Source organism: Corynebacterium nuruki S6-4 (assembly GCF_007970465.1).
In the GTDB taxonomy this organism is placed as follows: Bacteria; Actinomycetota; Actinomycetes; order Mycobacteriales; family Mycobacteriaceae; genus Corynebacterium; species Corynebacterium nuruki.
On record NZ_CP042429.1, the window covers coordinates 1427487 to 1443931 of the forward strand.

The 16445-nt window shown below is 68.5% G+C and carries 16 protein-coding genes and 1 tRNA gene; 12 read left to right on the plus strand and 5 right to left on the minus strand.

Annotated features, from left to right (window positions below; genetic code table 11):
- Window positions 1-574 precede the first annotated feature (574 nt).
- From FSW06_RS06385 to FSW06_RS06420, 8 genes are all read left to right on the plus strand, one after another.
- Complete coding sequence (locus FSW06_RS06385) at window positions 575-1273, plus strand: TetR/AcrR family transcriptional regulator (protein ID WP_010122021.1); 699 nt, start codon at window positions 575-577, stop codon at window positions 1271-1273.
- A 26-nt stretch (window positions 1274-1299) separates the two neighbouring features.
- Window positions 1300-2103, plus strand: coding sequence for a thymidylate synthase (locus FSW06_RS06390; RefSeq protein WP_010122022.1), 804 nt, complete (start codon window positions 1300-1302; stop codon window positions 2101-2103).
- Window positions 2100-2684 (plus strand): dihydrofolate reductase, encoded by a 585-nt coding sequence (locus tag FSW06_RS06395; protein ID WP_010122023.1) that lies wholly within the window; start codon window positions 2100-2102, stop codon window positions 2682-2684. The genes FSW06_RS06390 and FSW06_RS06395 overlap by 4 nt, the downstream gene beginning before the upstream one ends.
- Window positions 2677-2940, plus strand: coding sequence for a mycoredoxin (locus FSW06_RS06400; RefSeq protein WP_010122025.1), 264 nt, complete (start codon window positions 2677-2679; stop codon window positions 2938-2940). Before FSW06_RS06395 ends, FSW06_RS06400 begins: the two co-directional genes overlap by 8 nt.
- 327 nt (window positions 2941-3267) lie before the next feature.
- Window positions 3268-3639, plus strand: coding sequence for a DUF485 domain-containing protein (locus FSW06_RS06405; RefSeq protein ID WP_010122026.1), 372 nt, complete (start codon window positions 3268-3270; stop codon window positions 3637-3639).
- Window positions 3640-3711: 72 nt separating this feature from the next.
- Entirely contained in the window at window positions 3712-5361 is a 1650-nt protein-coding gene (locus FSW06_RS06410) for a solute symporter family protein (protein WP_010122027.1), read from the plus strand.
- 210 nt (window positions 5362-5571) lie between these two features.
- Window positions 5572-5644 (plus strand) — tRNA-Arg (locus tag FSW06_RS06415).
- A 534-nt stretch (window positions 5645-6178) separates the two neighbouring features.
- Window positions 6179-7849, plus strand: coding sequence for an alkaline phosphatase D family protein (locus FSW06_RS06420; protein ID WP_010122028.1), 1671 nt, complete (start codon window positions 6179-6181; stop codon window positions 7847-7849).
- A 62-nt stretch (window positions 7850-7911) separates the two neighbouring features.
- Here FSW06_RS06420 and FSW06_RS06425 read toward each other — a convergent pair whose 3' ends face one another.
- From FSW06_RS06425 to FSW06_RS06445, 5 genes are all read right to left on the minus strand, one after another.
- Complete coding sequence (locus tag FSW06_RS06425) at window positions 7912-8583, minus strand: CE1759 family FMN reductase (protein ID WP_010122029.1); 672 nt, start codon at window positions 8581-8583, stop codon at window positions 7912-7914.
- Window positions 8583-9686 carry an LLM class flavin-dependent oxidoreductase gene (locus FSW06_RS06430; RefSeq protein ID WP_010122030.1) on the minus strand — a complete coding sequence of 368 codons (1104 nt, stop codon included), beginning with the start codon at window positions 9684-9686 and terminating at the stop codon, window positions 8583-8585. The genes FSW06_RS06425 and FSW06_RS06430 overlap by 1 nt, the downstream gene beginning before the upstream one ends.
- Before the next feature lie 84 nt (window positions 9687-9770).
- Window positions 9771-12245 carry an HAD-IC family P-type ATPase gene (locus tag FSW06_RS06435; RefSeq protein WP_010122032.1) on the minus strand — a complete coding sequence of 825 codons (2475 nt, stop codon included), beginning with the start codon at window positions 12243-12245 and terminating at the stop codon, window positions 9771-9773.
- A 4-nt stretch (window positions 12246-12249) separates the two neighbouring features.
- Complete coding sequence (locus tag FSW06_RS06440; RefSeq protein WP_040430807.1) at window positions 12250-13023, minus strand: enoyl-CoA hydratase; 774 nt, start codon at window positions 13021-13023, stop codon at window positions 12250-12252.
- 320 nt (window positions 13024-13343) lie between these two features.
- Complete coding sequence (locus FSW06_RS06445; RefSeq protein ID WP_010122034.1) at window positions 13344-14225, minus strand: aldo/keto reductase; 882 nt, start codon at window positions 14223-14225, stop codon at window positions 13344-13346.
- A 300-nt stretch (window positions 14226-14525) separates the two neighbouring features.
- Here FSW06_RS06445 and FSW06_RS14490 point away from each other — a divergent pair, with 300 nt between their 5' ends.
- The 4 genes from FSW06_RS14490 (at window position 14526) to FSW06_RS06460 (ending at window position 16439) form a co-directional block, all read left to right on the plus strand.
- Complete coding sequence (locus FSW06_RS14490) at window positions 14526-14690, plus strand: hypothetical protein (RefSeq protein ID WP_158005226.1); 165 nt, start codon at window positions 14526-14528, stop codon at window positions 14688-14690.
- A 36-nt stretch (window positions 14691-14726) separates the two neighbouring features.
- Complete coding sequence (locus FSW06_RS06450; RefSeq protein WP_010122036.1) at window positions 14727-15434, plus strand: hypothetical protein; 708 nt, start codon at window positions 14727-14729, stop codon at window positions 15432-15434.
- A gap of 235 nt (window positions 15435-15669) precedes the next feature.
- Entirely contained in the window at window positions 15670-15951 is a 282-nt protein-coding gene (locus tag FSW06_RS06455; protein ID WP_010122037.1) for a helix-turn-helix transcriptional regulator, read from the plus strand.
- On the plus strand, window positions 15948-16439 hold the full coding sequence (locus tag FSW06_RS06460; RefSeq protein ID WP_010122038.1) for a hypothetical protein: 492 nt from the start codon (window positions 15948-15950) through the stop codon (window positions 16437-16439). Before FSW06_RS06455 ends, FSW06_RS06460 begins: the two co-directional genes overlap by 4 nt.
- Window positions 16440-16445: the final 6 nt, after the last annotated feature.

Consider the following 16445-nt stretch of genomic DNA (forward strand, 5'->3'; position numbering starts at 1 on the left):
ACAACTTCATTTTCCACCGTGGCGCCACGCTCGACTTTCACGGTCCGGCAACACAGAAAAGCCCTCCGGACCGGATACTATTTCCGCCCGGCGGTAATTCGTCCGGCATTGTCCGGTTCCGGGAATTCTCCCTACACTGACAACCGCAGTCCGGCCCAGACGGCGGCACTGTGTGAATCAATCCCATCAAATGAAAGGATCTACCATGCTCGGTGGACTTCTCGTCGGCCTCGGCGGCACTCTCGGTTACCTCCTGACGGGCCTGCTCGGCCTGCTCGGCGGCGTCGTGGGCTCTGTCCTGTAGTTCTGCAGGACCAGCCTCCTCCGCAGTCCCCGCCGGACGGACCCTGAGTGACCATGGCGGGGGCTCCCCCGGGAGCTCCGGGCCCACCGTCAGTGACGGTCCGGGCCCGGTTTCCGCATATCCTGGACCTATCCGGCTCTCCGCGGTCGGGACTCTCCCGGCCGCGTACCCCGTGGCACCCCGTCAGAAAGCGAAGCCCCTGTGTCTACCGTGCCTGCAGCGTCACCGGCATCATCAGCGTCAGCACCGTCCGCACCGTCACCGTCAGCAGTGTCGGCGCCACCGACCGTCACCCCGGATCCGCCCCGACGGCGCCGCGGCCGCCCCTCCCGGTTCTCCCCCGCCGACGCCGTCGCCGCCGCCCTCGACATCGGGGTGTCCACCTTCACCATGTCCGCGGTCGCCCAGCGCCTGGAGGTCACGACCCCCGCGCTCTACCGGTGTTTCCCCTCCCGCGAGGCACTGCTCGAGGCGTCCCTCAGCGCGGTCTTCGCCGATGTCACCCTGCCGCCGGACGACGCCGACTGGCGGGTGTTCCTCGAACGGGTCACGGAGGGGAGCTGGCGACTGCTGACCCGCTACCCCGGACTCTCGGCCGTCACCGCCGAACGCGAGGATCTCCCTGCCGCGGCCGTGCACCTGCGCGACGAGGTCTACACCACGCTCGGCGGACACGGCTTCTCGCGGCGGCAGACCCGCTTCGCGATGGTCTGCATCGAACAGCTCACGACCTCGGCGGCCGACCTCCTCCACCACCAGCTGGAGGCCCTGACCAGGGCGGCGGACCCCACCGAGGCGCACCTGGTGAGGGCGTCCGACAACCGCACCATCACCGACGCCGACGAACTGACCGACTGTGCACACAGCCAGTGGCAGCAGAAGATCTCCTTCTTCCTCGACCACCTCGACAATCTCTCCCCCGACTGGCCGGAGTGGATCGGGCCGGCGGTGGATCCGCGGCAGCACTGAGCGCGCTCTGCGATACCCTGGGAACCATGATTTCTGTCCCCACCCCCTATGAGGATCTGCTGCGCGAGATCCTCGACGACGGCGTCCACAAGGACGACCGCACCGGCACCGGCACCCGCAGCCTCTTCGCCCGGCAGATGCGTTTCAACCTCGCCGAGGGATTCCCTCTCATCACCACGAAAAAGGTGCACCTGCACTCCATCGTCGGTGAACTGCTGTGGTTCCTGCGGGGCGACTCCAACGTCGCCTGGCTGCACGAGAACAAGGTGCGCATCTGGGACGAGTGGGCCGACGACAACGGTGACCTCGGGCCGATTTACGGGGTGCAGTGGCGCAGCTGGCCCACACCCGACGGCCGGCACATCGACCAGATCAGCCGCGCGCTGGAGACGCTGAAGACCGACCCGGACTCCCGGCGCAACATCGTCTCCGCATGGAACGTCTCCGAACTCGACAACATGGCGCTGCCCCCGTGCCACCTGCTGTTCCAGCTCTACGTCGCCGACGGGACGCTGTCCTGCCAGCTCTACCAGCGCAGCGCGGACATGTTCCTCGGCGTGCCGTTCAACATCGCCTCCTACGCACTGCTGACCCACATGTTCGCCCAGCAGGCGGGCCTGGCGGTCGGCGAGTTCGTGTGGACCGGCGGCGACTGCCACATCTACGACAACCACCTCGACCAGGTGCGGCTGCAGCTGAGCCGGGAGGCCCGCCCCGCCCCCACGCTGACACTGCACCGGGCACCGGGCATGTTCAGCTACGGCTTCGACGACATTGAGGTCACCGGCTATGACCCGCACCCCGGCATCAAGGCTCCGGTGGCGGTGTGATCGACGGCATCGAGATCGGGATGATCTGGGCGCAGACCACCGACGGAGTCATCGGCGACGGCGACGACATGCCCTGGCACCTGCCCGAGGATCTGAAACACTTCCAGGACACGACCCGCGGCACCGCGGTGGTCATGGGCCGGATCTCGTGGGAGGCCCTCGACCCGCGGTTCCGCCCCCTGCCGGGCCGCACGAACATCGTGCTCAGCCGGGACGCCGCCTACGACGCCCCCGGTGGGCTCGTGCGCACCTCGCTGGAGGACGCCGTCACGGAGGCCGCCGAACTGGCCGCCGGACGCGAACCGGACCGGCAGGGACGCCGGACGGTGTGGATCCTCGGCGGCGGTCAGGTCTACCGGGCCTGCCTGCCGCTCGCCGACCGGGTCGTGGTGACCGAGATCGACTGCGGCGCCCCGGAGCGGTTCACCGTCACCGCCCCCGACATGCGGGCCCAGCCGGACTTCACCGCCGTCGACGGGCCGTGGCTGGAGTCGGAGAAGGGCACCGCGCTGACCGGGGAGCAGCCGTTGCGCTACCGTATCTGTGAGTTCACCCGCGTGAGAGAAGGACATGATGACTGACCAGACCGCCGCCCCCGGCGTCACCCTCTACACCACCACCTGGTGCCCGTTCTGCCAGAAGCTGGTCGCCAACCTCGACCGGTCGGAGACCCCGTACACCAGGATCGATGTCGAGGAGCACCCGGACGCCGGCGAGTGGGTGAAGTCCGTCAACGACGGCAACCGGGTCGTGCCGACGGTGAAGTACTCCGACGGCACCTACGCCACCAATCCGCCCGCCGGTGACGTCCGCCGCAAGCTCGCCGAACTGGGCTGACCGGCACACCGCACCGCGGCCGACAGGGATCTCCCTGTCGGCCGTTTTTTTGTGCATATTTTCTGAAGCATCTATGCGTCAACACTCCGATTTTGGTCCGACCACATAAGAATGACCACCCCCTGTGCATAACCGGTAACCGCAGGTGAGGTACCCCGCGGGGGGTCTCGGACGCCCCCTGTGCCCTTGATATCTCTTCAATATTGAAAAGGTTTCCATCTGTTCTGTAACTTCTCCCGCAGTCGCGGACGAATGTGACAGATGTCACCGGAAGTTGTCCGCGGAGCTGACCGCCCGATCCTGGGCCACCGACAAGAAAGGGATCCTATGACGACCCCCGACCTACGGCACACACCGAGTGCCGAGGAGTTCATCGAGGCACAGCAGAGCCCGGACTTCCTGGAGCTCAAGCAGAAGCGCCGGGGATTCACCTTCCCCGTGTGCATCGTCTCGCTGCTCTGGTTCCTCGCCTACGTGCTGCTCGCGCTGTTCGCCCCCGGTTTCTACGGGACCTCGCTCGGCGGCAACTTCAACGTCGGCTTCCTCATGGGACTGCTGCAGTTCGTCACGACCTTCGCGATCACCTACGCCTACGTGAAGTACGCGGACCGGGTGCTCGAGCCGCTGACCGAGGAGGTCCGCGACCGCCTCGAGCACACCGGCAAGTACGCCGAGTCCGCTGATGCCCAGCCTGCCTGACAGCGCTCACATCGCTGACCGGGCCGACCGGGCTGACCGAGCTGACCTAGCTCACCACTGACAGGGAGAATCATGACAGTCAACTACCTCGCGGATTCCGACGCGGACTCCGGGAATCCGGTACTCAACATCATCATCTTCGCGGCGTTCATCATCATCACGATGACGATCGTCACACGCGTCGGTAAGGCGCAGGACAAGTCCTCCGCGAAGGACTTCTACACCGGTGGCGCAAGCTTCTCCGGTACCCAGAACGGCCTCGCCATCGCCGGCGACTACCTTTCGGCGGCGTCCTTCCTGGGCATCGTCGGCGCCATCGCCATGTACGGCTACGACGGATTCCTGTACTCCATCGGATTCTTCGTCGCCTGGCTCGTCGCCATGCTGCTCGTCGCCGAGCCGCTGCGCAACACCGGTAAGTTCACGATGGCCGACGTGCTGTCGTTCCGCCTGAAGCAGCGTCCGGTCCGCCTGGCCGCCGCCTTCGGCACCCTCTTCGTCACACTGTTCTACCTCATCGCCCAGATGGCCGGTGCCGGTTCACTGGTCTCCACCCTGCTGGACATCCACGAGAAGTCGGCCCAGGCCCTCATCATCGGCATCGTCGGTGTCATCATGGTCGCCTACGTCCTCGTCGGCGGCATGAAGGGCACCACCTACGTCCAGATGATCAAGGCCATCCTGCTGTGCACCGGCGTGGTCGTCATGGCGGTCATCATCATCATCGCCTACAAGGGCAACTTCTCCGAGCTGCTGCAGAAAGCGATGGACAACCACGCCGCCGACGACAAGGGCACCGCGAACCCCGAGTCACTGCTCACACCGGGCAACAAGTACTTCCCGGACGGCGCCCTGTCCGGCAAGCTCGACTTCCTGTCGCTGGCCATGGCCCTCTGCCTCGGTGTCGCCGGGCTGCCCCACGTCCTCATGCGCTTCTACACCGTCCCGACCGCGAAGGACGCCCGGAAGTCCGTCACCTGGGCCATCATCCTCATCGGTGGCTTCTACCTGCTGACCCTGATCCTGGGCTTCGCCGCCGCCGCGTACGTCGGCCCCGACCGGATCGCCGGTGCCGCCGGTGGTGAGAACGCCGCCGCACCGCTGCTCGCTCTCGAACTCGGCGGATCGATATTCATGGCGCTGATCGCCGCGGTCGCTTTCGCGACAGTGCTCGCGGTCGTCGCCGGCCTGTCCATCACCGCCTCCGCCTCGATCGCCCACGACTTCTACGACGCGGTCATCCGCAAGGGGAAGTCCACCGAGGCCGAGCAGGTCCGGGTCTCCAAGATCACCGTGGTCGTCATCGGCGTGGTCTCCATCGTCCTGGGCATCGGCGCCATGGACCTCAACGTGGCCTTCCTGGTCTCCCTGGCTTTCTGCATCGCCGCCTCGGCCAACCTGCCGACCATCCTGTTCTCCCTGTACTGGAAGCGCTTCAACACCACCGGCGCCCTCTGGTCCATCTACGGCGGTCTGATCTCCGCACTGTTCCTGATCATCTTCTCCCCGGCCGTGTCCGGTGGCCCGAAGGCGATCATCTCCGGCGCCGACTTCGCCTGGTTCCCGCTGCAGAACCCGGGTCTGATCTCGATCCCGGTCGGCTTCGTGTTCGCCATCATCGGCACCTACCTCGGCAAGTCCGACAACAAGCCGAAGGAGCAGGCCGAGATGGAGGTCCGTTCCCTCACCGGTGTCGGCGTCGAGGCCGCCGTCGAGCACTAGTCTCCAGCGACCCCGCACACCACAGTCACCACACACCACCAACCACCACGCCACGCACCACCGGACGCCTCGTCCGCCGCCGTTTCCGGCGGTGGCCGGGGCGTCCCGCGTTGCGTCTGTGCCGCGTCTGTGCCGCGCAGCCCCGGGCTCCGGACCGACCGGGGCGGGTTACCACCACCACGGTGCCGGCACGCTAGACTGTCCGGGTGCGCCCCAGTAGCTCAGGGGATAGAGCACCGCTCTCCTAAAGCGGGTGTCGGCAGTTCGAATCTGCCCTGGGGCACAACACGTCACGACCGTCGAGGGTTGATGGCCAATATCCGTGTCTTTTGTCGGCATGTCACCGGCTGTCCCGAGCTGACCCGATTCTGCGTTTCCTGTCCGACGGAACTGACCGATCCGGGTCAACTCGAGTCAACATAACTTCCTCGCGATGACCGGCCGGCCGCAGCGCAACCGTCGGCACGGCAGGCCAAAACGCCGTTCACCACCGTCTCCGGCGTAGTTTTGACCTGCCAGACGAACAGGTGCGCTGCCGGGTTAATAGTCACAATGCGTGTCCCCCGAGCCGGTTGTGCGGCACGTCGACGGTGTGCCGAGCTGACCCGATTCGGACGATTCAGTCCCCCGGAAACGGTGGAATCGGGTCAACTGGGGACATCGCGCCACGGCCCGGCGTCGCCGGGGCTCAGACCACCCTGCGGGCACGCACCCGGGACGCCGCGGCAGGTGCCGGGGTCCGGGGCCGGGCACCCCGCCGACGATGTTTCATCCGCAGTTCACCGCCGGTCCACCCGCACCCGTTAGACCGGACACCATGACAGACACCCGGATCTCCACCGCCCCCTCAGGGATAACCCTCACCCGTGGCACCACCCGCCGCCGCTTCCTCACCTGGTCCGCCGTCACCGCGGCCGCCGCCTTCGCCCCCGCCATGCTCGGCTCCGCCCACGCGCAGACCGGCGGATCGGGGCCCACAGGCTCATCAGGCTCATCAGGCTCAGCAGGCTCAGTGGGCGGCGGCGCCGACCTGTTCTCCCTGGGCATCGCCTCCGGCGACCCGCTGCCGGACTCGGTCATCCTCTGGACACGGCTCGCCCCGTCACCGCTGGAACCCGGCGGTGGCATGCCGCCGCTGCCGGTCCCGGTGGACTGGGAGGTCGCCACCGACCCGTCGTTCCGCCGCGTCGTCGCCCGGGGCACCGAGATCGCCCTGCCCGACAACGCCCACAGCGTGCACGTCACCGTCAACGGTCTGCAGCCGTGGACCGAATACCACTACCGGTTCCGGGCGCAGGGGCAGATCACGGAACCGGGACGCACGAAGACCACGCCCGCCGCCGGGCAGTCCCTGCCCGCCCTGTCCTTCGCGTGGGCGTCCTGCCAGAACTGGGTCAACGGTCTGTGGACCGCCTACACCGATCTGGCGGACACGACCTCCCACGAACCACTCGACGTCATCCTCCACCTCGGCGACTACATCTACGAGGGTGACCACCGGAAGTCCGATGCCCGCGACACCCGCGACATCGACTTCTCCGTGACGCGCGAGCCCTACACCCTCGACGAGTACCGACTGCGTTACTCGCTGTACAAGCGGGAGCCCGAGCTGCAGACCGCCCACCGTGCCGCCCCCTGGATCGTCACCATGGACGACCACGAGGTCGACAACAACTGGGCGGGTGAGATCTCCCAGGACGATGATGACCCGGCGGCATTCCTGCAGCGGCGGGCCCAGGCCTTCAAGGCCTGGTGGGAGCACACCCCCACCCGGGTGCAGGCGCCGACCGGACCGACGCTGACGATCTACCGGCAGGCCGTCTACGGCGACCTCGCGACGTTCAACGTGCTCGACACCCGCCAGTACCGTTCCGACCAGCTCTACGGGGACGGTTCCCACGTGCAGGACGCCGCGACCGCCGATCCCTCCCGCACCATGGTCGGTGCGCAGCAGGAGAACTGGCTCCTCGACAACCTCGCCTCCTCCACGACGCGCTGGAACATCCTCGCCCACCAGACCGTCATGACCGACCTGGCCCAGATGACCGACGGCGAACGCCAGGTCAGCATGGACGGGTGGAGCGGCTACGAGGCCTCCCGGCACCGGATCCTCGACGGTGCCGTCGACCGCGGGGTGGACAACCTCATGTCGATCGTCGGGGACATCCACCGCAACACCGTCTCCGAGCTCAAGCGGGACTACCGCGACAGCCGCTCCCCCGCGGTCGGTGTGGAGATCGCCGGTACCTCGATCAGTTCCGGCGGCGACGGGAAGGACCTGGACGACGCCGCGGAGAACATGCTGGCGACCACCCCCGAGATCAAGCTCTCCAGTGCGCAGCGCGGCTACGTGCGCACCACGGTCACCCCGGAGCAGTGGTCGTCCGATCTGCGGGTCGTCGACCAGGTCACCACACCGGGCGGCAGGATGCGGACGAGGGCGACGGTGACGGTTCCGGCGGGACGCCCGGAGATCTCACTGGACTGACGGCCGGCCCCCGCCGGCCCCGCCGGCACTGTCAGCGCTGCCGCCCCCTGCCGTCCCCGTCGTCACTGCCCGGTGTGCCCGGACAGCAGGGCGGCGAAACCTCCGGCGGGCAGCCGGAAGTCCGGGTCCGTCGTGTCCCCGGAGCCGGCCGCACCCGGCGCGGCGTCCGGCATGTCCGGTGCCGTGAACCCGGCGACGCCGCGGACCGCGGTCAACTGTGCGGTGAGCTCGCGGGCCGCGCGCGCCACGCGGGCGTCCAGCCCCGAATCGGCGCCGAACTCCGCGGTCGCGGCGAAGACGCCGGTCGGCAGGACCACCGCGTGGAGGAAGGACAGCAGTGGCCGCACCGCGTAGTCGAGCACCATCGAGTGCCGGGGCGTGCCGGCGGTGGCGACCATGGTCACCGGCATCCCGTCGAGCGACTTCATCTCCAGGGTGTCGAAGAACATCTTGAACAGGCCGGAGTAACTGCCCTGGAACACCGGGGTGGCGACGATGAGGGCGTCCGCCCCGGTGACGGTGCGGCGCGCGGCCTGCAGGGCGTCGGTCGGGATGAAGGTGGTCATGTAGGTCGCCAGATCGACGGCGAGGGTGCGCAGGTCGAGGATCTCGACGCCGAGTCCCTCCCCGGCGGCGGACACGCCCCGCACGGTCGCGTCGGCGATCTGTCCGGCGACCTGCCGGGTGGTCGACGGATCACCGAGGCCGGCATTGACGATGACGAGCTGCTTCATCACGCATTCTCCTTCCCCGCACCGGTGGCGGGTTCGACGGCCGGCAGCCCGGCGTGGGGCGGGTCGTCCGGCACCCCGGAGGGACGCCGCGCGGCGAACTCCCGGCGCAGGACCGGCACCACCTCGGTGCCGAGGATCTCGATCTGGTCGAGCACGACCTCCTTCGGCAGGCCGGCGTGGTCGATGAGGAACAGCTGGCGCTGGTAGTCGCCGACGGCGTCGGCGTAACCGAGGTAGCGGTCGATGACCTGGTCGACGGTGCCGACGGTCAGGGGCGTCATCTGCGTGAACTCCTCCATCGACGGCCCGTGTCCGTAGACCGGGGCGTTGTCGAAGTAGGGGCGGAAGAACTCCTTGGCCTTCGCCTCGGTCTCCCCGATGAAGACCTGTCCGCCGAGACCGACGATCGCCTGTTCGGCCCCGCCGTGGCCGTAGTGCTCGTAGCGCTGCCGGTAGAGCCGGACCATCCGCTGGGTGTGTTCGATGTTCCAGAAGATGTTGTTGTGGAAGAAGCCGTCGCCGTAGTACGCGGCCTGTTCGGCGATCTCCGGGGAGCGGATGGAGCCGTGCCAGACGAACGGCGGGGCGCCGTCGAGCGGACGCGGGACGGCGGTGAAGTGCTGCAGCGGGGTGCGGAACTCGCCTTTCCAGGTAACGTTCTCCTCGCGCCAGAGCCGGCGCAGCAGGTGGTACTTCTCGATCGCCAGCGGGATGCCCTGGCGGATATCCGCCCCGAACCACGGGTAGACCGGGCCGGTGTTGCCGCGGCCGAGCATGAGGTCGAGGCGCCCCTCGGCGAGGTGCTGGGCGTAGGCGTAGTCCTCGGCCAGCCGCACCGGGTCGTTGGTGGTGATCAGCGTGGTGGCCGTGGAGAACCGGAGTGTGGTGGTCTGTGCGGCGAGGTTGGCCAGCAGCACCGGCGGGTTCCCCGGCGCGGCGAAGGGCGGGTTGTGGTGTTCCCCGGTGGCGAAGACGTCGAGGCCGACCTCCTCGGCCTTCTTCGCGTACTCCACGGTGGCGGTGATGCGCTCGTGTTCGGTGGGGGTCCGACCGGTCGTCGGATCGGTGGTGACGTCCCCGATGGTGAAGATCCCGAACTCCATGGCGTACCTCTTCCGTGACATGTCTGTGGTGCGTGACCATTGTCGCGCCCTTTACATGACATGTCAACTATATTCGAGGCCCCCCTATTCCCCCGCGGAATCCCGGTCGCCGGCCACGGCGTCCTGCGACGCCCGCCGGGACCGGACCCCGGCCCGCCACCGGCCCAGGATCCGGTGCACCACCTCGATCACCGCCGCACCCGCCACGCCGACGACCGCGCCCGTCACCATCAGCCCGGCGTCCCCCGGCTCCAGCAGCACGATATGCCGGATGAACGGCACCGTGAAGATCACCACGTAGCCGACCACACAGGCCAGCAGCAGCAGGACCTTCCACCAGTTCCACGGCCGGGCGACGATCCCCAGCACCCACAGCCCCATGATGATCAGCGCCAGCAGGACCGCGGTCCCCGCCTGGTCACGGGCCAGCTCCGGGGCGTCGCTGCCCGGGTAGACCGCGATCCACATCGCCACGGAGATCCCGCCGACCAGCACACCCGAGGGCACCGCCAGGGACAGCACCCGCCGCACGAACCCCTCCCGCGGCCGCTCCGTGTTCGGCGCCTGCGACAGCACGAACGCCGGGATCCCGATGGTGAACCAGCCGGTGACGGTGACGTGGATCGGCTGGAACGGGAAGGACATGCCCAGCACCCCCACCACCAGTGCCAGAACCACCGAGTAGACGGTCTTCGTCAGGAAGAGATTCGCCACCCGCTCGATGTTCCCGATGACCCGCCGGCCCTCGGCCACGACCTGCGGCAGCGCCGAGAACCGGTTGGTGAGCAGCACCAGCTGCGCCACGCTCCGGGTCGCCGGGGCACCCGACCCCATCGCCACCCCGATGTCCGCCTTCTTCAGCGCGAGGACGTCATTGACCCCGTCGCCGGTCATCGCCACGGTCCGGCCGGCGCGGTGCAGGGACGCCACCATCTGCTGCTTCTGCTCCGGACTGACCCGGCCGAAGACGTTCGCCCGGGCGATCTCGGCGTCGAACTCCTCCTCCGGCAGACCGGTGAGCGTCCGGGCGTCCACCGCGACGAGCTCGCGGTCGGTCGCCCCGGCGGCGACGGCCTTCACCGAGTCCGGGTTGTCCCCGGAGATGATCTTCAGGTCGACGTTCTGTTCCTCGAAGAAGGCGAGGGTCTCCCGCGCGTCCGGACGCAGCTGCTGGCGCAGCACGACCAGGTACGGTTCCACCAGTTCCGGGGCGGACGCCATGTCCGTGTCCTCACCGGGCAGCGGGACCTCCCCGGTCGCCCGGCCGAACGCGAGGACGCGGAGACCGGAATCCCCGAGTTCCTTCGCGGACGCCGCGGCGGCGCCGCCGGTCGGCAGGAGCACATCGGGGGCGCCGAGGATCCACGTCTCACCGGCACTGTCGGCACTGTCAGCACTGTCAGCGCTGTCGCGCCGGAACCCGGAGAACTTGTACCGGGAGTTGAACGGGATCTCCGCCCCCTCCCAGCTGCCGGTCCAGCCGCCGAACTCCGCCGAGGCCAGCCCGGTGAGCACCGCCTCCGAGGTGTCGTTGCGGTCCTGCTGCGAGCCGACGAGGTGCGCCAGGGCGTCCCGGACCTCGTCAGGGGCGTCCTGTCCCCCAGGGGTGCGGACGCCGTCGAGCTCCATCTCGTTGGTCGTCAGCGTGCCCGTCTTGTCGGTGCAGACCGTGTCGACACGCGCCAGTCCCTCGATCGCGACGAGCTCGTTGACCAGCGCCCTGTACTTCCCCAGCCGGATCACCCCGGCCGCGAAGGCCACCGAGGTCATCAGCACCAGTCCCTCCGGGACCATCGGGACCAGCGCCGCCACCATCGACAGCAGGGACTCCTTCAGGTCCGTCCCGGAGCGCACCAGCTGCGTCCAGATCGTGAGGATGCCGGTCGGGACCAGCAGCCAGGTGATGACCTTCAGGATGCTGTTGATGCCGTCCATCAGCACCGACCCGGTCAGCGAGAACTCACTGGCCTCCCCCGCGAGCTTCGCCGCATAGGAGTCCGCCCCGACCCGCTCGGCCCGGAACAGGCCCGCCCCGCCGGTGACGAAGGACCCCGACAGCAGCTCATCGCCGACCTGCTTGCGCACCGGGTCCGCCTCGCCGGTGAGCTGGGACTCGTCGACGCTGAACCCCTCGTCGGGAGCCTCGACGACCGTGCCGTCGACGACGATCTCGTCGCCCGAGCGCAGCCGGATGAGGTCGTCGGCCACCACCTCGGACTGGTGCACCGTGACCGGTTCCCCGTCGCGGATGACCGTGGGTCGGCTCTCCCCGACGATCCGCAGGTCCGCCAGCGTCTTCTTCGCCCGCAGTTCCTGGATCACACCGACCGCCGAGTTCGCGATGATCAGCAGGGCGAAGGCCCCGTTGACCAGTGACCCGGTGACGAGCACGAAGATGAACAGCACCCCGAGCAGGGCGTTGACCCGGGTGAACACGTTCGCCCGGATGATCTCCCAGACACTGCGTCCGGTCCCGCGGCCCACTGTGTTGGCGCGGCCGTCGTGGATCCGCTCGTTGACCTCCGCGGCCGTCAGACCGCGCTGCTGTGTCACCGCCACCGCGCTACCTCCCCCCGAAGACCGGGGTCCGGCGCTCGGCGCGCGCCCTGCGTGCCTCCAGCACATCCTCACTGGCCCAGCAGGCGGCGGCCTGCGCCTCGAGGGAGGACGCCGTCAACTCGTCCGGGTCCTGGTTGTTCAACGCCCGTTTGAAGTACGCGGTGGGCAGCGGGGCCTGGCCGGCGACGGCACGGGCCGTCTCCAGGGCGTCGACGGAATCCCCGCCGAGCATCGCGAAACCGCTCGCGACCGCGGCCTGCTGCCCCACCTGCGCCCCGGCGATGAGGACGTTGCGGGCCACCGAGCCGCCGAGCAGCTCCACCGCGCGGGCGACCGTCCACGGGTCCAGGGCGAAACCGTGCTGCACCGCCGGCACCCACACCCGGGCCTTCGGGCCCATCACCCGCAGGTCGCAGGCCAGGGCGAGCTGGCAGCCCGCGCCGACCGCCGGGCCCTGGATGTCGGCGATGACCGGCAGCGGCAGGTCCGTCACCGTCGTCAGCATGGTTCCGAGTGCCTCGAAGAAGTCGTCGGCGTACACGCCGCCCTTCAGGTTCGCCCCCGCGCAGAACGCGGGTCCCTCCCCGCGGAGCAGGACCACGCGTGCCGCACCGGCGGCGCCGGCAGTCGCGGCGGCAGCGGCGTCCTGAAGTGCCGCGGTGAGCGCCCGGCACACGTCGGCGTCCAGCGCATTCCTGCGGTCGGGACGGGTCAGCGTGACGATCGCCACCTGTCCGTCGATCTCCAGGGACACCGGTGCTCCAGCGGTTTCAGCCATGCGCACCATTGTCCCCCATTTCCCCTCCCCGGTGCAGCGCAGGGTCGGTCCGGCGGGTCGGATGAGTTCGGGCCCGGCCCCCGATCGGGGCCGAGTCGGCGCCGGTCGTGGGCCGGTGTCGGTTTTCCGAACCGAGGGGTCGGCCAGCTCCTGCGCATGTGGGGTTCACGAACCCAGGTGCGGTCAGAGGACAGGAAAATCGACCTGTCGGTTCGTTCCGCGGGCACCGGGGTTTTCACACACCGTCCCGGCGGTCGGGTGTCCAGAACGTCCCCGGGCAACACACCTGACCCAGGCCGGTTCAGACCGGTTCAACCGACTCAGGCCAGCGGCGTCCCGAACACCGCGGTGCGCGGGTCGCCGCCGACCCGGCCCGCATACTTCGGGTCGTCGTCGATCGCGGTGATCGCGTCGATCTGCTCCCGGGTCAGTCGGAAACCGTCGACGTCCGCGTTCTGCGCGACCCGCTCCGGGTTCTTCGACCGCGGGAACACGATGAGCCCCTGGGCCAGGTGCCAGCGGATGATCACCTGGGCGGGAGAGACGCCGTGTTCCTCGGCGATGCCCGCGATCACCGGGTTGTCGAACAGACCGCGACCCAGCGGCGACCAGGATTCGGTCCGGATCCCCCGGTCCGCGTTGTCCCGGCGCTGCGCCTGCTGCGAGAAGCCGGGGTGGATCTCGATCTGGTTGACCGCGGGGGTCACGCCGGTGGCCGCGATGATGTCGTCGAGGACCTCCGGGAAGAAGTTCGAGACGCCGATCGACCGGGCCCTGCCCGCCTCACGGGCGGCGACGAAGGCCTTCCAGGTGTCCACGTAGCGACCCCAGGGCTGGACGGGCCAGTGGATCAGCCACAGGTCGACGTGGTCGAGGCCGAGATTCGACAGGGAGGTGTCGAGCGCGGCCAGGGCTTCGTCGTAGCCCTGGTCCGCATTCCACAGCTTGGTGGTGATGAACAGTTCGTCGCGGGTGACCTCGCCCTCGGCGACCGCGTCGGCGACGGCGCGGCCGACATTGGCCTCGTTGCCGTAGCCGGCGGCCGTGTCGATGTGGCGGACGCCGGCGGCGATCGCGGCGCGGGTGGAGGTGTACGCCTCCTCGGGGGTCAGTTCCCACACGCCGAGCCCGAGCTGCGGGATGGCATGGCCGTCGTTGAGGGTGATCAGATCGTTCGTCGCTGATGTCGCTGATTCAGTCATGCGCCCCGTTGTACGCCTGTCGGGCCGGACCTCGCAGGCCTCGGTTCGCGGCGGCGTCCCGGCGGCGTCCCGGTGGTGTCCCGGCGGCGTCCCGATTCTGCGCCGACTTTTTGGACGGTCCGTGGCACGGAACGACCGAAATGTCGGCGCAGAGTCAAAACCCAGCAACCGCTCCCTCATCGATGTCACTCCGGTAGCGTGATCACCGGAACACGGGGCGGGCAGCACAGAGGGGACATGATGGTGAAAAATCCGGCGGACAGGTGGATCTGGCGGACCGCGGAACTGAAATCCCGCGGTATGACCAGGTACGACATCGACCGCGCAGTGGAACAGGGGACGCTGTTCCACGCCCTCCACGGCATCTACACGACACGCGAAGCCACCGGGGAAGAAATCCTCGGCATCTTCGCCGGGCACCGCGACGGACTCGTCTACACCGGGTCGACCGCCGGAGCCGCCTAGGATCTCACCCCTCTCACCTGGCCGGCGACGGCGCAGGTGCCGCGGCGCAGCAGCCACGACGGCGGGACCCGCTTCCGACTGTCCGAAGGCACGTCCCACCGGACGCGGATCATCCGCGGCATTCCGGTGACCTCACCGCTGGAGACCGCGGTGACGCTGGACCTGCCGACTGACCGGCTCCGCGACTTCCTCGCGGAACAGTACCGGGGAGTGAAAGGTAACGACGTCCTGGCCGAGGACCTCGCCGGACTTCCGCCGCGGCGCCGGGCACGTGCGGGCGAACTGCTCAAGGACCTGGTCACCGGGACCGCGAGCAGCTATGAGCTGAAGGCCGCGACCGCCGTCATCGCCGCCCTGAAGGATCGCGACGTCGAGGTGAAGATCAACGCCATGGTTGCCGGCTACCGTTTCGACCTGGTCATCGAGGACGCCGGCGTGCTGATCGAGATCGACGGTTACGCCTTCCACGGTGGGCCGGCGATGACGCCGGACGACCAGATCAAGGAGTGCTGGAAACGGAACGCCGCCGCACGGGCCGGCATGATCCTGCTCTGCTACACGGGCCGGTGCGTGGACTACGCCATGGACCAGATCATCGAGCAGGTCCTGGACACCGTGGACTACAACAGGCGCTACCGGCGCAGCAGACGGGAGCGGACGGAGGCGGACCGGATCCCCACCGATGACCAGGTGTGGAAATGGCACCCTGCGATGGGCCCGTTCTGGGAGGAGGACCGGTTCTGACACCGACCGGCCGAAGATTCAGCCGGTGCTGACACCGGTCGGCCACGGCTCCGCCCGTCCCGGCACCGGCCCGCAGCGCCGGACGCCGCCGCAACCGGGCCGTCTCCCGATTCTGCACCGACATTCCGGCCGATCCGTGGCATGGAACTCCGTGAATGTCGGCGGAAAAGCAGTAGCCCCTCCCCCTATGCCGGAGACATTGACAGATCGTTGGGTTTATATAACACTCTGTCACATGTCCCCGAAGAAGAAGCCACGCCCGATCCACAACCGGATCCGGGTACTCCGCGCGGAGCGGGACATGTCGCGGGCACAACTGGCCGCCCGCATCGACGTCAACCCGCAGACGGTCGGCGCGCTCGAACGCGGCGACCACTCCCCCAGCCTCGACCTCGCCTTGCGCATCTGCGAGGTCTTCGATCTCCCCGTCGAGGCGGTCTTCAGCCGCGACGAGTTCGGGCCGATGTCCACCGAGATCTACCGGGGCGACAGCACCGACCGGAAGGACCCCTCATGAGCCTCACCACCCCACCGATCGCGCGTGGTCGCCGAAAGGCCGTCCTCGCCGCGGAAGTCGGTTTCGTCATCATCCTCGTCAGCGCCGTACTCTGCCTTGTCAACGAGGACATCGCCCTCATCGTGTGGGGAATCGGAGTGTGTTTCGCCTCCGGCTGTGTCCTCGGCCTCCGTCGCTCCGTCCATCGCGAGGACCTGCGCCCGGACGACGAGCTCGACGAGTACGAACTGCAGCGCAGGTACCGCGCGCAACAGGGGGCGCTGAAGCGGGCCGCGATTCTTCTCTTCATCGTCTGGATCGCATTCGCACTGCTCACCCTGTTCCGCGTCCCCGGCCCGGACAGTTTCGACACACTCATCCACACCCTCCACGCCTGCTACTGCGCCACCTCCGCGGCGATGCTGTACGTCCCCTTCATGGTCCTCCGCGACATCGCCGGCGGCATGAACCGCGACCTGGCCATGTCCGGACCGGACGCGGTCGACTGACGTCAC

Excerpts from the sequence above, each read along its gene's own strand:
- FSW06_RS06400 (WP_010122025.1), top strand. The coding sequence starts at position 2,677 with ATGACTGACCAGACCGCCGCCCCCGGCGTCACCCTCTACACCACCACC.
- FSW06_RS06455 (WP_010122037.1), top strand. The coding sequence starts at position 15,670 with ATGTCCCCGAAGAAGAAGCCACGCCCGATCCACAACCGGATCCGGGTA.
- FSW06_RS06430 (WP_010122030.1), bottom strand. The coding sequence starts at position 9,686 with ATGGAGTTCGGGATCTTCACCATCGGGGACGTCACCACCGATCCGACG.
- FSW06_RS06405 (WP_010122026.1), top strand. The coding sequence starts at position 3,268 with ATGACGACCCCCGACCTACGGCACACACCGAGTGCCGAGGAGTTCATC.
- FSW06_RS06390 (WP_010122022.1), top strand. The coding sequence starts at position 1,300 with ATGATTTCTGTCCCCACCCCCTATGAGGATCTGCTGCGCGAGATCCTC.
- FSW06_RS06460 (WP_010122038.1), top strand. The coding sequence starts at position 15,948 with ATGAGCCTCACCACCCCACCGATCGCGCGTGGTCGCCGAAAGGCCGTC.
- FSW06_RS06445 (WP_010122034.1), bottom strand. The coding sequence starts at position 14,225 with ATGACTGAATCAGCGACATCAGCGACGAACGATCTGATCACCCTCAAC.
- FSW06_RS06425 (WP_010122029.1), bottom strand. The coding sequence starts at position 8,583 with ATGAAGCAGCTCGTCATCGTCAATGCCGGCCTCGGTGATCCGTCGACC.
- FSW06_RS14490 (WP_158005226.1), top strand. The coding sequence starts at position 14,526 with ATGACCAGGTACGACATCGACCGCGCAGTGGAACAGGGGACGCTGTTC.
- FSW06_RS06420 (WP_010122028.1), top strand. The coding sequence starts at position 6,179 with ATGACAGACACCCGGATCTCCACCGCCCCCTCAGGGATAACCCTCACC.
- FSW06_RS06440 (WP_040430807.1), bottom strand. The coding sequence starts at position 13,023 with ATGGCTGAAACCGCTGGAGCACCGGTGTCCCTGGAGATCGACGGACAG.
- FSW06_RS06410 (WP_010122027.1), top strand. The coding sequence starts at position 3,712 with ATGACAGTCAACTACCTCGCGGATTCCGACGCGGACTCCGGGAATCCG.